At 54.1% G+C, this 14237-nt stretch carries 17 protein-coding genes; 6 read left to right on the plus strand and 11 right to left on the minus strand.

All coding sequences use genetic code 11. The features are described from left to right. Positions 1-57: 57 nt before the first annotated feature. Together hemH and Q3970_RS08535 are read right to left on the minus strand one after the other, a co-directional pair. Entirely contained in the window at positions 58-1071 is a 1014-nt protein-coding gene (hemH, locus tag Q3970_RS08530; RefSeq protein ID WP_303100155.1) for a ferrochelatase, read from the minus strand. A gap of 144 nt (positions 1072-1215) precedes the next feature. Further along, positions 1216-1644, minus strand: a complete 429-nt coding sequence (locus Q3970_RS08535; RefSeq protein ID WP_303100156.1) for a YqaA family protein — start codon at positions 1642-1644, stop codon at positions 1216-1218. Between the two features lie 688 nt (positions 1645-2332). On the opposite strand from Q3970_RS08535, the gene Q3970_RS08540 reads away from it, so the two are divergent. Then, positions 2333-2725: a hypothetical protein gene (locus Q3970_RS08540; protein WP_303100157.1), complete on the plus strand. Its 393-nt coding sequence runs from the start codon at positions 2333-2335 to the stop codon at positions 2723-2725. Next, entirely contained in the window at positions 2718-3164 is a 447-nt protein-coding gene (locus tag Q3970_RS08545; RefSeq protein WP_303100158.1) for a hypothetical protein, read from the plus strand. Before Q3970_RS08540 ends, Q3970_RS08545 begins: the two co-directional genes overlap by 8 nt. 182 nt (positions 3165-3346) lie before the next feature. Here Q3970_RS08545 and Q3970_RS08550 read toward each other — a convergent pair whose 3' ends face one another. From Q3970_RS08550 to Q3970_RS08570, 5 genes are all read right to left on the minus strand, one after another. Next, entirely contained in the window at positions 3347-3859 is a 513-nt protein-coding gene (locus Q3970_RS08550) for a Spy/CpxP family protein refolding chaperone (protein WP_303100159.1), read from the minus strand. A gap of 467 nt (positions 3860-4326) precedes the next feature. Continuing rightward, on the minus strand, positions 4327-4602 hold the full coding sequence (locus Q3970_RS08555) for a type II toxin-antitoxin system RelE/ParE family toxin (protein ID WP_303100160.1): 276 nt from the start codon (positions 4600-4602) through the stop codon (positions 4327-4329). Beyond that, positions 4596-4778, minus strand: a complete 183-nt coding sequence (locus Q3970_RS08560) for a hypothetical protein (RefSeq protein ID WP_303100161.1) — start codon at positions 4776-4778, stop codon at positions 4596-4598. The genes Q3970_RS08555 and Q3970_RS08560 overlap by 7 nt, the downstream gene beginning before the upstream one ends. A gap of 194 nt (positions 4779-4972) precedes the next feature. Further along, positions 4973-5476, minus strand: a complete 504-nt coding sequence (locus Q3970_RS08565) for a prepilin-type N-terminal cleavage/methylation domain-containing protein (RefSeq protein ID WP_303100162.1) — start codon at positions 5474-5476, stop codon at positions 4973-4975. Positions 5477-5758: 282 nt separating this feature from the next. Next, positions 5759-6250: a pilin gene (locus Q3970_RS08570; RefSeq protein ID WP_303100163.1), complete on the minus strand. Its 492-nt coding sequence runs from the start codon at positions 6248-6250 to the stop codon at positions 5759-5761. Between the two features lie 593 nt (positions 6251-6843). On the opposite strand from Q3970_RS08570, the gene Q3970_RS08575 reads away from it, so the two are divergent. The 3 genes from Q3970_RS08575 (at position 6844) to Q3970_RS08585 (ending at position 9420) form a co-directional block, all read left to right on the plus strand. After that, positions 6844-7326, plus strand: coding sequence for a pilin (locus Q3970_RS08575; protein WP_303100164.1), 483 nt, complete (start codon positions 6844-6846; stop codon positions 7324-7326). Positions 7327-7413: 87 nt separating this feature from the next. After that, complete coding sequence (locus Q3970_RS08580; protein ID WP_303100165.1) at positions 7414-7881, plus strand: pilin; 468 nt, start codon at positions 7414-7416, stop codon at positions 7879-7881. A gap of 420 nt (positions 7882-8301) precedes the next feature. After that, entirely contained in the window at positions 8302-9420 is a 1119-nt protein-coding gene (locus Q3970_RS08585) for a Fic family protein (RefSeq protein WP_303100166.1), read from the plus strand. A 414-nt stretch (positions 9421-9834) separates the two neighbouring features. Here Q3970_RS08585 and rnhB read toward each other — a convergent pair whose 3' ends face one another. From rnhB to Q3970_RS08605, 4 genes are all read right to left on the minus strand, one after another. Next, positions 9835-10425: a ribonuclease HII gene (rnhB, locus tag Q3970_RS08590; RefSeq protein ID WP_303100167.1), complete on the minus strand. Its 591-nt coding sequence runs from the start codon at positions 10423-10425 to the stop codon at positions 9835-9837. 11 nt (positions 10426-10436) lie between these two features. After that, positions 10437-11639, minus strand: a complete 1203-nt coding sequence (gene lpxB, locus Q3970_RS08595; RefSeq protein ID WP_303100168.1) for a lipid-A-disaccharide synthase — start codon at positions 11637-11639, stop codon at positions 10437-10439. A 160-nt stretch (positions 11640-11799) separates the two neighbouring features. Beyond that, positions 11800-12591 (minus strand): methyltransferase domain-containing protein, encoded by a 792-nt coding sequence (locus tag Q3970_RS08600; protein WP_303100169.1) that lies wholly within the window; start codon positions 12589-12591, stop codon positions 11800-11802. 143 nt (positions 12592-12734) lie between these two features. After that, positions 12735-13340 carry a vancomycin high temperature exclusion protein gene (locus tag Q3970_RS08605; protein WP_303100170.1) on the minus strand — a complete coding sequence of 202 codons (606 nt, stop codon included), beginning with the start codon at positions 13338-13340 and terminating at the stop codon, positions 12735-12737. Positions 13341-13679: 339 nt separating this feature from the next. Between Q3970_RS08605 and Q3970_RS08610 the strand changes: the two genes are divergently transcribed. Then, entirely contained in the window at positions 13680-14168 is a 489-nt protein-coding gene (locus tag Q3970_RS08610; RefSeq protein ID WP_303100171.1) for a CinA family protein, read from the plus strand. Positions 14169-14237 lie beyond the last annotated feature (69 nt).

Genomic DNA, 14237 nt, shown 5'->3' on the forward strand with positions numbered 1-14237 from the left:
GGCGGGGGCTTGGATTTCAATAAGATAAAGCAGATAAAGCAGGTTAACGCTGCTTTTTTACCTGCGCCAGCCCTTGAGGTTGCGTTCCACCAGGGCGGTGAGGGCGTCTATCCATGCCGTGCCGGTGTTCAGGCACGGAATATAGCGGAATTGCCTTCCCCCTGCCTCGTGAAACTGTTCGCGGCCGGCAATGGCGATTTCTTCCATAGTTTCCAGACAGTCGCAGATAAAACCGGGGCAGAACACGTCTAAATCAACCACCCCCTGCCCGGGCAGGCGGGCGAACAGTTCCTGTGTGCCCGGTCCCGCCCATTCGGCCTTGCCGAACCGGCTTTGAAACGAAACCACATAATCGTTTTCACCGACAGACAGAGCCTCTGCCAGCAGGCGCGCGGTTTCACGGCATTCATACTGATACGGATCGCCCTCGTCGATATTTTTCTGCGGAATGCCGTGAAAGCTCAGCATCAGTTTGCCGCCGCGCCCGTGTTGTGCCCAATAAGCTTCGATATGCTGTTTCATCGCGGCGATATAGCCTTCGTCGTTATAAAAGCGCGACACGGTGCGCACGCTCATTTGGTTGCGCTGCCGCAAAAGTTCGCCGAATACTTTGTCGAGTGCCGCCCCCGCACTGGAAGCGGCATACTGCGGGTAAAGCGGCACGGCCAGCACCTGCATCACGCCTTGCGCTTTCAGCTCGCGCAAAACCTGAGGCACACCGGGGTTGCCGTAACTCATGGCATGGCGCACGGCAATATCCGGCAGCCGCCGCTCCAGCAGTTCGGCCTGCTTTTCCGTATAAACCGCCAGAGGCGAACCTTCGGGCAGCCACACTTTTTCATAACCGCGGGCGCTTCTTTTCGGGCGCAGTGTCAGCACCACTCCGTGCAGTATCGGCTGCCATAACGGTTTGGGCAGCTCCACCACGCGCTTGTCCGACAGAAAATCGCGCAGGTAGGGTTTGACCGCCGCAGCCGTCGGCGCATCCGGCGTGCCGAGGTTTATCAGCAGCACGGCGGTTTTGTTTTGCTGCCCGTAAGGCAGGGCGGGTTCGGGTAAAAAACTCGGCATGGTGTTTATCCTAATCGTTTTTTTCAGACGGCCTGTAATTTTAAATTCGGCGTATGCGGGCGTATTTCCATCAATAAATCCAGCCCGAAGTTTTTCGATGCTGAAGTCCGGAGCGTCGGCATTTAAAAATGATGCCCGCTAAGTTCAAGCCGTAAATGCCGCTCCGTTCCAAACCTGTATGCCGCCGAGCAACATGCCGTAACGCAGCAGTTTGCCCGTCGTCAGAATCAGGCAGCATTTCCAAAAATTCAGGCGCAGCCAGCCGGCCGCAACCGGCAGGCCGTCGCCCGCAACGGGCACCCAGGCCAACAGCAGTGTCCAGATACCGTATCGGTTCAGAAACTTGAATATTTTTTCAGACGGCCTTTTCTTATCGGGCAGCAGCCTGCCCATGCCGTACGATACAATGCTGCCCGCCCCGTTGAAAAAGCCCGCCACCAGCCACGCACCCAACCAAGCTTCCGGATAACGGAGTACAAAAGCGGTGAAAGCGGCTTCAGACGTGCCGGGCAGAATGGTGGCGGAAGTGAAAGCGGATGCGGCCAAGGCGGCATAAAACCGGAATAATTCCATAGCAGGCGGGCGGCACGGCGGGAAAAATGCGTATTGTAATGCAAAGCATCTGCCGTAACGCTTTTTTATATCACTGCGCAATATTCCCCTGCCGTGCAATGCCGTTAAACCGCTACAGCTACCATCCGTATCCCGCTTGTTGATCTAATCTTTAATTTTGTGAAAATAACCGAAATTTATCCGGTTTTTTGTTAAATCCGGTTTCCGGTTACAGCCGGGCCGTCTGAAACATAATCGTTTGCGTCCACCGAACCGGCAAATTTTAACCATATTATGTTAAAAAACGATAATTGGTGTTTGCTTTATGCAGGCAAGCCGGGTGGCGGGAAAACCGGAAACCTAATCGCATAAAATGACAACGTAGTAAATAAACAACAGGATCTGTATACGGAACCCGATAAAAAACGGTTTTCCGATGATGCGGAAAAAACGCCGCCCTACCGGTACAGCTTAAATAAATCTGAAGAAAATATTTTTTAATATTTTGTATTTTATAGAGATAATCAAACCTTTCAAAAATATCGGGCAACACCGCTTAAAACGCCCCGCCGAAAACGGCGGCCTGTCCGGTTTGAAACACTCCGGCAACCCTTATGCAGAATTTAAACCGTTTATCTAAAAACCAACCGCAAACCAAATTTATTTGGCATAATCTAATTTGTTAAAAAATGTATTTTTTAGATAAATTATGAAACGACCGCTTTTTGTAACGGTTCTTGCGTGGTTTTTAATTGCCGCCTCAATATTAAGCGCACTGGCCATGCTGTTAACCCGGCACAACCCCGAAATGCAGGAGATTATCCGCCATATCCCGTTTCCGATAGGCATTTATACTCCTGCCTTCTGTCCGGAACAGGTGTTGAACATCATTGCGGGCGCAGCCATGCTGCGCGCTAAAAACTGGGGGCGCTGGCTGTATGTGCTTTATGGTACGGCGGGAACCGTATTCAATCTGGCGGTAGCGCCCGACCAGCCGATGCTGCTTTACGGGGTGGTGCTGTTTGCCTGCATCGTGTATTTTTTGTTCCGCTCCCGCACCCATTTTTATTTTCAAACTTCAGGTGGAATAGGTAATGCGTAATCTGTTGAGTATGGTATTTTTCTGCGGCTCTGTTTTCTGTCTGTATATGCTGGGGCTGACCGCTTTCATCTCCACGCAGACGGTAGTAGACAAATGGTCGGCGCTGCTGGCCTTTTCGGCGGCATCCGCCGTGTTGACGGCTGCCGGCCTGGCTGCCGCCCGCTTCAAAAACTGGCGGCTGAAAACCGGCATGGTGCTGCTGTTTTCATGCCTGGCGGTGTGCGGCGTGATGTTTATGATTCTGGCCGCCCCTTCCACGCCGGTTATTACAGGCGCCGGCAATATTATGCAGCTTAAGGATTTCGGCGATTACCAAACCGGCGGCGCCACCCTGCTGCTGTTGCTGCTGGTATCCGGAGCTTTGGTAATCTGGCACGGCCGCGTATCGAAACTGCAAGATAAAATCGCAGCGCTTAAGCAGCGTGTGCAACGGCTTTAAATCTGTTTCACCCGACCGAAAGGCCGTCTGAAAGCAAATTCCGCATTTGTTTTCAGACGGCCTAAATGATTTATAAATCCGCTAATAAGATACCCGGGCTAAGCCCGGGTATGGCGAAACATAAATCAATTCAGGATTAAAACCTGTTTTTGCAAGGGTTTCGGCCTGTTTTGCCTTGCCGCTTATCTGGCAGGCGCGGCAGGGCGTTGGCCGCGCTGCCCTTGGCCGGCCAGCCATTTCTGCTGCTGTTCGGGTGTCAGCACCTGAAAAACAGCATGGCGTTTTTTCAGCTGCTGCAATTCGAATTCGGCGCGTTGGCGGCGCTGCTCTTCCATGCCCTGTTCGCGTTGGGCAATCAGACTGCGGGCGGCGGCCTCGTCGAAAACAGGGTTGGTCAGCAGGTTTTGTTCGGCAATGCGGCGGCTTTCCATTTGTTGGCGGAATGCTTCGCGGCGGTTTTCACCGGGCGGCTGCATACGGCTGCCGCGGCCTTCTTCCATAATCGCGCGGATTTTGGCCTTTTGCTCCTGTGTGAGGTTTAAATCCTTAAAGCCGCGATCCATGCCGCCGCGGCGGAATTCTTTTCCAGCCGGGGCGTGCCCGTGTTTGGGGGCGCGTTCAGACGAACAGGCCGCCAGCGACAGGGCGCAGACGCCGGCTAAAACGGCGGCGGTTAATGCGGAAGCTTTTTTCATTTTTGTGTCCTTCAAATTAGTTTAAGAGTAAGCGTAAAACACGGCGGCAAAACCGTTTGGCCGGCATGGCCGCAGGCGGTTTCCGGCCGCGCGGCGCAGGCATAATGCCTGAAGCCGAAAGCATCATAGCGGGTTGGTTTGTTAATGTGAGTGGCAGTTACGTAAATTACGTTTTAGCTTCGAAGAAACTTGTTTCCTTTCGGGAACTCCGTTTGCACCGTTTCTTTCAGCAACCCGTAGGGTGCATCTTGATGCACCGTTGTTTCAAATCCGTATTAAATGGTGCAACAAGTTGCACCCTACTCCCGAAATCGGCAAACGTTAAATCGGCGGTCCGGCAATAGCGGATTATGCAGGCTGCGCTTGTTGACAGTTTTTTTTGGTAGGTCGGGCATTTATGCCCGATACAATCCGCACCCAAACAAAAAGTCGGGCATAAATGCCCGACCTACGCCCGCTTCAAATTATCAGGGATATTGTCTCCGGGTATGAAGCACACGGATGATGTGTACCGCCCCGATTTCGATTTTGTAAACCAAGATATAGTTGGGGTGGGCGACAAATTCGCGCGTTCCCGATACTTTGCCGGATCTGCCGATATAAGGGGCCTCGGAAAGTTTTTGGGCGGAACCGGCCAGCAGGTCTTCCATTTCTATCCCGGCAACGGGATTGCGTTCGCCGATATAGCCGGTAATTTCCAGCAAATCCCCCAGTGCCGTGTTACGCCAAACCACATTCAGCATGATTTTTGGCGTGCTGCACGGCGTTGGCGGAGCTGTGCCAAAACCTCGTCATGGGTATGGAACTTATCGCACTTCAACCCCTCTTCAACCTTTTCACGAAACCAAACATCGTAGTCCTCGGCTTCCTGCTGAGTGTCGAACTCGGAGATGCGGTAGTCCGATGCTGCGGCATTCATGGGGTCATCCTTTCTTTATTCTGCGCGGTGTTGCCGTTTCATTCTAGCATATCTGCCGGCAGATATGGCTGCAGGCATCCGATTTGCCCTGCTTTTCTTCGTTAGCACTGTTCAGCAACCCGTAGGGTGCATCTTGATACACCGCTGTTTCAAATCCGTATTAAATGGTGCAACAAGTTGCACCCTACCGCTGCTTAATTTTCCACCGAGCATTCCGGCCAGGCATAATCGGGTTTCCACGCGCCTGCCGCGCCCGTTTTCATCACACAGCCCCATGCGCCGAAAGCGTCGCGGCTGTATTCGATTTCCAAACCGTGAATCGCGCGGTTTGCCGTATCGCCCACCGTTAAACGTATGCCGCTGAACATTCCGCCGGGCAGTTCGTATTTCAGCTCGGCGTCGGAAACCAAATCCGAGCCGATGGTCCACATATCCACGCCGATATAGTAGCGCATCTGCCCGTTGGCGCTGCGGGTGCTGTCTTCACTTTCCAGCGCGGTGGGTTGGCCGCCGCGCAAAGCCATGGCGTCGGCATTGCGTTTGATGATGTTAACCTCAGCGCGCACCCTTTCCAGCTGCGCCTTGATGCCGTAACCCTGATATACCGGCAGCGCAATCGCGGCCAGCACGCCGATAATGGCCATCACCATTATCAGTTCGATAATGGTAAAGCCCGAAAAATGTGTTTTTGTATTCATTCGCCCCCCGCTGTTGTTTTATTTTAGGTTTTTGCAAAATTATTTTAATGCCCGCAATTCCCGCCGGCCGTTGTTCCCGCGCAGCCCGTAGGGTGCATCTTGATGCACCGCCGTTTCAGGTTCGTATTAAACTGCCCAAGTTACGCCGTAACCCGAAGCGCGCGGGCGGTTTTTCCGAAATAAAAAAGGCCGTCTGAAATATCGTTTTCAGACGGCCTTGGCTTTCGGCATACGGTTGCGCCGCTTGGAGGCGGCTAACCGTATCTGCCGCCGTTAGGAGTATTAAGATGCTTCGGTACAGCCTGCGGGCATAAATTTGGCTTTCCAGCCTTTATTAGCAACAGGGGTTACAGTGCAAGACCAGTTGCCGGTGTTGTCGCGGGTATAAGTTACGGTTGTGCCGGCAATGGCGGAGTTTGCACCGTTACCTAATGTAACCGCTAAAGCAGTACCAGGGCCATCTGCACTTGTAGGAGCAGCTACAGAACCGATGATATTGGAAACAGGGTCGCCTGCATTTTCAGCTCCCTTGGTCAAATTTAAAGTATCTGCTGTATCAGTTGCAGAACTTGATCCTACAACAATGGTGCGACCCTTGAAGAAGGCAGCATCAACGATGGTTTTACGTGAGGCCAGTTCGCTGGAAGCTCGGGTCATTTGTGATTCGGAGATGTAATCCTGATACATGGGCAGTGCGATTGCGGCCAAGATGCCGATGATGGCGATAACGATCATCAACTCGATCAGGGTAAAGCCTTTTTGGATAGATTTCATGTTTAAAACTCCAGGTTAAGTGTTTAAAGTGTATAGATTTTTTTTGTTAGATATAAAACCGTAATGTGCTTGGCACGTTTTTTTTTTTGCTGTTTTGTTTCTGCATCCAAAAGAAGAAAGGTCTACAGCTATGCCGCTTGGGGTTTTGCCTCTGCCCGGGCTTCGGCTCGGCCTGCTGCGGTTGCAAGGTATCAAGCAAAGGCCGTGCCATCTTGAAAAATATCGGCTTGGTTTTTCTTATTTGATTGATTTTATGATGTTTTAATTTTATGACTTTGGTTTGTTAATGCTAAAGCAATTATTCAAACAAATTGTTAACTTAATTTAACATGACGATTTTCGGCAGCAGAGTGCCGAAATTGCGAACCCCAGGTTTATTTTTTTGTCATGCGACGTTTTTTGTCAGTTTTACCCGCAGCAGGCCGAGCCGAAGCCCGGGCAGAGGCAAAACCCCAAGCGGCATAGCTGTAGACCTTTCTTCTTTTGGATGCAGAAACAAAACAGCAAAAAAAAAAACGTGCCAAGCACATTACGGTTTTATATCTAACAAAAAAAATCTATACACTTTAAACACTTAACCTGGAGTTTTAAACATGAAATCTATCCAAAAAGGCTTTACCCTGATCGAGTTGATGATCGTCGTGGCGATTATCGGTATTCTGGCTGCGATTGCGTTGCCGATGTATGGTGATTACACCGCCCGCGCACAGGCCACTGAAGGTTATGATTTGTTGGGCGGTATGAAAACGCCGCTGATTGAAGCAATCGCCTCAAGCAGCTTGGCTGGTGCTTGTACCTCAACAGGTACTGCTGCTCCTGCATGGTATGAAGGTGCGGTTAAAGAAGGTAAATATGTAAGCGGCATTACTGCTAAAGTTCAAGGTAGCAACTGTCGTCTTGAAGTTACTTTCAAAGCTGCTACTGAAGGAGTTAACGACAAGGTTGCAGCGAAACATATTGCCATGGACTTTACTCCCTCTACAGGCGCTTGGAGTTGTAATACTGATTTGGCTAAAAATGTTGCTCCTGCTGCTTGCCAACCCACAGGTACTTATGCAGGAAATAGCGGCTCATAAAATAATGTAGTCAGCTGGTCGATATGCCCGCCTTAAACGGCGGGCTTTTTTCAAAAGCAACAATAAAAATAAAAGGGGTGGAAAATAATGATACAAAATAAAACAATGACACAAAACGGGTTTACGCTTATCGAATTGATGACGGTTGTGGCCATTGTCGGCATTTTGGCCGCGCTGGCTCTGCCGATGTATGCCAACTATACGGGCAAGGCGCAGGTGGCCGAGGGGATGTCGCTGCTCAAAGGTTTGAAAACGCCTTTGGTGGAATCGGTTTCTGCGGGCAGCATCGAGCAGTGTGTTGATACGGCGGCGTGGTTTGCGGGCGAAGTTACCGAAGGGAAATATGTGGAGAATATCAAAATTACCTCGAATAGCGCCAATAAACGCTGCCTGCTTACGGTAACGTTTAAAGCTGCGGGCGTGAACGACAATATACAAAATAAAAAAATCGCCGTGCGCTATTCTGCCGATGAAGGCACATGGGAATGCGGCACGGATTTGGCCGCCGATTTGGTTCCCGCTTCCTGCCGAAACCCGCTGCCTGCTTTGAATTGATCCGCAGCCCGCGCAACCCGCTGTCTACCCAATTTAATGTTTGCTTCAGGCAGTAGGGTGCAACTTGTTGCACCGTTTAATACTGCAACAGCGGTGCATCAAGATGCACCCTACTGCCGTTCAACGTTTGCCGGTTTCGGGTGTAGGATGCGTGCCAAGGGCACGCAGGCGTTGTTCGGCGGTTCGGTTTATATATTTGTTTTGAGGCCGTCTGAAAAGCGGGCGTAGGTCGGGCATTTATGCCCGACTTTTGTTTGGGTGCGGATTGTGTCGGGCATCAATGCCCGACCTACCAAGGTTATCCGCGCCATATAACGTGCCGTTTTTTTCTTAAGCCGGTCGGCATGATGGTGGGCGGAAAGTTGATTACCCTGTTTAATTGCCTTAATATTTAAGGCGATTAAGCAGGATAACCGACCGATGAGCGAAAACATACAATATATTTGGCAGTCTGCCCGGTGGCCGGATTGGTCTTTTGATTTGGCAGAAATTTCCGATACGCTCAGCCGAGTGCATTATCAGCAGGGATTGTTGCTGGGCAGGATGCGGGATTTGGGCATGGATGTGCGGCAGCAGGCCGTTTTGTCGGCGCTGACGGAGGATGTTGTCAAAACCAGCGCGATTGAAGGCGAGCAGTTAAATGCCCAATCGGTGCGTTCTTCATTGGCGCGCAGGCTGGGGGTGGATGTCGGCGCATTGGCACCGGCAGACAGGGGCGTTGAAGGCGTGGTGGAAATGATTTTGGATGCTGCCGGAAAATTTGATCAAAAGCTTACCGAAGAGCGCCTGTTTGCCTGGCATGCGGCATTGTTTCCCACCGGATACAGCGGTATGAGCAAAATCAATGTTGCCCGATACCGCGACGACAAACTGGGCGCGATGCAGGTTGTTTCCGGCCGAATGGGGCGCGAAAAAGTTCATTATCAAGCACCGCCGGCCGAACGGATCGAGCAGGAGATGAGGGCATTTATCGACTGGCTGAACACTGAAACGCCTGCTGATTTATTCGTTAAAGCTGCAATCGCCCATTTGTGGTTTTTAACGCTGCACCCGTTTGACGACGGCAACGGGCGCATTGCGCGGGCGATTGCCGACCTGCTGTTGGCCAAGGCCGATAAATCTGCGCAACGGTTTTACAGTTTGTCGGCACAAGTGCAATACAAGCGCTTGGAATATTACGATATTTTGGAACAAACCCAAAAAGGCCGCTTGGATACCGGCCAATGGATAAAGTGGTTTTTAACCACCATAGCCGAAGCCATGCAGGCTGCACACAGCCAATTAGACGGTGTGCTGTACAAAACCAGATTCTGGCAGAAATGGGCAGACACTTCTTTAAACGAGCGCCAAATCAAGGTGCTTAACCGTCTGCTTGACGGTTTTGACGGCAAGCTTAACAACCGCAAATGGGTTGCCGTGGCCAAATGCTCGCGCGACACGGCCTTGAGGGACATCACCGATTTGCTGCATAAGGGAATCTTAACCAAAGCAGAGGGCAGCGGCAGAAGCGTGCATTATGATTTGGCTGGTTTAGAGTGAGGCAGGCACGCGTTGTTCGGCGGTTCGGTTTATATATTTGTTTTGAGGCCGTCTGAAAAGCGGGCGTAGGTCGGGCATTTATGCCCGACTTTTGTTTGGGTGCGGATTGTGTCGGGCATTGATGCCCGACCTACCAAGGTTATCCGCGCCATATAACGTGCCGTTTTTCTTAAGCCAGCGGGCATGATGGCGGGGGGAAAGCGGCAGTAGGGTGCAACTTGTTGCACCGTTTAATACTGAAACAGCGGTGCATCAAGATGCACCCTACCGCTGATTTAATGTTTGCCGATTTCGGGTGTAGGATGCGTGCCAAGGGCACGCAGGCGTTGTTTGGCGGTTCGGTTTATATTTGTTTTGAGGCCGTCTGAAATCGGTCGTTCAGACGGCCCCAACTGTTTTCTGCCGGGCGGGTATTCATTCAAACAGCCTGCCTTGCGCCAATAGGGTTTTTACCGGTGCGAAGCCGCGCCTGTGTTCGGGCAGGGCGCCGAATTCGGCGAGGGCGGCGAGGTGGGCGGCGGTACCGTAGCCTTTGTGTTTTTCGAAGCCGTATTGCGGGTAACGCTCGGCGAGGGCGTACATTTCGGCGTCGCGCGCGGTTTTGGCGAGCACGGAGGCGGCGGAGATTTCGGTGATTTTGCTGTCGCCCTTTACCACGGCTTCGGCCGGGATATTTAAATCTTCCGGCACGCGGTTGCCGTCTATCAGCACTTTTTGCGGCGGCACGGCCAAGCCTTGCACGGCGCGGGTCATGGCGAGCATGGCGGCGTTTAGGATATTGAGTTCGGCGATTTCCTGCACATCGGCGCGGGCAACGCTCCATGCAACGGCCTGCGCTTTGATTTGTGCGGCCAGTTCGTTGCGTTTTTTTTCGCTGAGTTTTTTGGAATCGGTGAGGCCGGGCAGGTTATGGCCGGGCGGCAGAATCACGGCGGCGGCAAATACGCTGCCCGCCAAGGGGCCGCGCCCCGCTTCGTCGACGCCGGCGGTTAAAACGGTTTTCATGCGGTTGTCTTTCAGACGGCCTCTGCCACGGCTTCGGGCGCGGTGTCGGCAATGCCCGCTTCGGCCAGCACGGCACTTGCGGCCAGCGCGTCGGTGTCTTTCTGCAAAAGCCGGTGGAGGGTGAGGAAATCCTGCTGCAGGGCGGCGACGTCTTGCGGCGATTCATACCATTCGGCCACGGCGGCGGCCAGTTTGGCGGGGGTGGCGTCGTCTTGCAGAAGCTCGGGCACGGCGCCTTTGCCGAGCAGGATGTTGGGCAGCCCCACGTGGGGTACGTTGATTTTGCGTTTCACATAGGCATAGGTGAGCGGCGAGATTTTATAGCTGATTACCATGGGGCGTTTGCACAGCGCCACCTCCAGCGTGGCGGTGCCGCTGGTAACCAGCACTACGTCGGCGGCGGTGCAGGCCAGATCGGCGTGCGCGCTCATCAGTTGGATGGGCAGGCCGATAAATTCGCCTTGGTGCAGAATCGAAATCAGGCGGCCGCGGGTGGCCACGGTGGGCACGGGCAGCAGGAAGCGGGCGGAAGGGTAGCGCTGCAGCAGCAGGCGGGCGGTGCGGAAGAATATCGGCGCCATATAGTCGATTTCGCTCACGCGGCTGCCGGGCATCAGGCAGAACACGGGCTCCCACGGATCGATTTTCATATGCCGGCGCGCGGCGGCGCGGTCGGCATCGAGCGGCAGGGTTTGCGCCAGCGGGTGGCCGACAAAATCGGCCTGCCCGCCTGCTTCTTGATAAAGCTGCGGCTCCATCGGAAACAGGCACAGCACGCGGTTGACCTGTTCCACAATGGTATTGACCCGCTCGCGCCGCCAAGCCCACACCGAGGGGCTGACATAATGCACGGTGGGGATGCCTGCTTGTTTGAGCTTTCCGGCCACGCCGAGGTTGAAGTCGGGCGCGTCGATGCCCACGAACACGTCGGGGCGGATGCGTTTGAGGTCGCGCACCAGGCTGTGGCGGATTTTCAGGATTTCGGGCAGGCGCTTTACCACTTCGGCAAAGCCGCGCACGGCCAGTTTTTCTTGGTCGTAGAGGCTTTCAAAGCCTTTGGCCAGCATACGCGGCCCGCCGATGCCGACAAAATGCGCCTGCGGGCAGCGCTGTCTGACGGCGGCCATCAGGTGGGCACCGAGCAGGTCGCCGGAGGCTTCGCCGGCGCACAGGGCGATGGTGAGGGGGCGGTTGGCAGGTTGGCGGAAAGTCATAAAATTAAAAAAATAAAGCAGTCAAATAAAGCAGGCGGTATTGTACCGAAATTTGCCGGGCGTCGCGGGGTTTTGCTCCGGCGGCAGATCCGTATGATTAAGAGCGGTGCAGGGCGCCGAAAGTTTCAGGCCGTCTGAAAACATTCCGCCATAACTGTTTTCAGCGCCGCTTCGGGTAAAACACAACAGGGCTTTCTCCTGCGGGCAGCTGCCGCTTTCTGACCGCATGGCCGTATACGGTTTCGAGCGTGGCGGTGAGGGTTGCACCGCCGGCAAACATCCGGTTGACGGCGGCACGGGCGGCGGCTTCGTCGCTGAAGTCCAGCGAGGCCCACAGGCCGAGGGTTTCCATATCCTGCCAGAAGGTTTCGGGGCGGCGGTAGGAAAGCTCGAGCCCGGCGGTGTCGGTTACCGGATCGTAAAAGCCGTGGTGGAACAGCATATCGCCCAAATCGTGCATATCGAAAAGCATCGGTGCGTTAACGGTGATGCCGGCTTCTTTCAGACGGCCTGTCAGGCCGCTCAGGCTGTCGGCGCCGAAATGGGTGAAAAACAGCAGGCCGTCGGGTTTCAGCGCGCGCGCCCAGTTTTCAAAAACCGGCACGGGTTCGCGCGCGGTAATCAGGCCCAAGTTGGACCACAACATATCGACCGCTGCTTCGGGCAGCGGTTCGTCAAGGCTTTGGCAGTGCTGCGGCAAGGTTTTGCCGGTGAGTTTCTGCCATAAGCCGGCTTTGCGCGCACCGGCGGCTGCTTGAAGAAAATCGGCGCGCGGGTCGTATTCGATAAACGCGGCTTTGGGGTAGCGTGCGGCGAGCAGGCGGCGGCTTTCGTCGGCATCGGCGCCTGCCAGCACGATTTGCTGCGGGGTGGTGCGCACCAGTTGCAGGCGTTCGTCGGTATTGCGGGCGAGCAGGCGGTGGACGGCCCAGCGGTCGGGTGTGTTCGTCATTTGTCTGTTATAAGTCCGGCAAAGGCTTCGGGCCGTCTGAAGGTTTCAGACGGCCCGGCCGAATCATGCAGGACGGGTTGAAAACCGCCATTTTACCCGAAACCCCGAACCGTCTGCCGCAAATCAGCCTTGGGCGGTTCTGCCTATTCGGGTGTTACGGCGGCTTTCACCCAGGCCAGGCTTTCGCGCACGATTTTGCGCGGGTAGTCCAGCGCTTTTTCGTCGCAGTCGTCCGCCCCCGAATAAACCTGCAGGTTTTTTTCATGCCCCCATTGCCCGGCGGCCAGCCGGCGCGCCCGTTTGAGGTGGTAGTCGGCACTTACGATTACGATGTTGCTGTTGTTGGCGAGCGGAATCGAGCTGAACAAGATATTTTCGTAGGTGTTTTCCGATTTGCCTTCGGTGGCGATGCGCGATTCGGGCACGCCCAGTTCGACGGCGATGGCTTTCATATGACGGGCCTCGTTGCTGCCGTCGCTGTCGGTGCCGCCGCTCACCACCAGTTTGGGCACTTTGCCCGCGTGATAGAGGTCGGCGGCGGCGGCCACGCGCGAACGCAGGCAGGGGTTGGGGCGGCCGTTTTTGTTGACGGCGTTGCCCAATACCAGTGCGGCATCGGCAGGTTGGATTTCTTCGATGGAGATGCGGCGGGCGGATACCGCCGACACATACACCCAAATCAGCAGCAGAAACCAGCACAAGGCCAGCACCACGGGCAGATAGAGCAAGATATAGCGTTTTTTATTCATTTGTTCGTATGGTTGTGTGGCAGGGGTTGTTGTGTGTGTGTGTCGGAATGTGCGGTGTATTTTTCAGACGGCTGCAGGCTGGTGCCCGGCAAGCCGAACTTTACCGCATGTTGCTGCGGTATAAAGGCAACAAACCAAAATCTATGTAAAAAATAATCTGAAACGGCTTGCGGCAGGCAATAAAATTGCCGAACGGAATAAAATTAAGAATGCGCGGTTGGTAAAACGGTTTAAAATTGCCGGATAAACTAACCTCCCAAACCGCTGCTCTTTGGTTTTTTATTATGTTTGGTTGTGCCGTATGGACAAATATGGCTCACTTATGAAAGCTGCCTGATCATGAACCCCGCCTTATCTGCCTTAACCGCCCGCCTGAACGAATGCGGGCAAACCGTAACCTGCGCCGAATCGTGTACCGGCGGCCTGCTTGCGGCCGAACTCACCCGCCTGCCGGGCAGCTCGGCATGGTTTCACACCGGTTTTGTCACCTACAGCAACGAAGCCAAGCAGCAGCTTTTGGGCGTGAAAAGCAGCACGCTTGATTTTTACGGCGCGGTGAGCGGGGAAACCGTGCGCGAAATGGCGCTCGGCGCACTGATCGCCGCCAAGGCCGACTATGCCTTGAGTATTTCCGGCATTGCCGGGCCGGATGGCGGCAGTGAGGAAAAGCCTGTCGGCACGGTGTGGTTCGGGCTGGCTGCCAAGCAGCGGATTTGGGCGCAGCGTGCGTTTTTCGAGGGCGGCCGCGACAGCATACGCGCTCAGGCCGTGCAGTTTGCGCTGGAATTTTTAAACGGCAAAATGGAAGGAGCGGACGGCGCAAAATAAGTTTGCGGGTTTTGCCTAGGGTCTGTTGACAATTAACGCAACGGCGGTGTTTTTGGTCAAAAATCCCCG

Origin of the sequence: Neisseria sp., assembly GCF_030530745.1 — a bacterium.
Classification (GTDB): Bacteria; Pseudomonadota; Gammaproteobacteria; order Burkholderiales; family Neisseriaceae; genus Neisseria.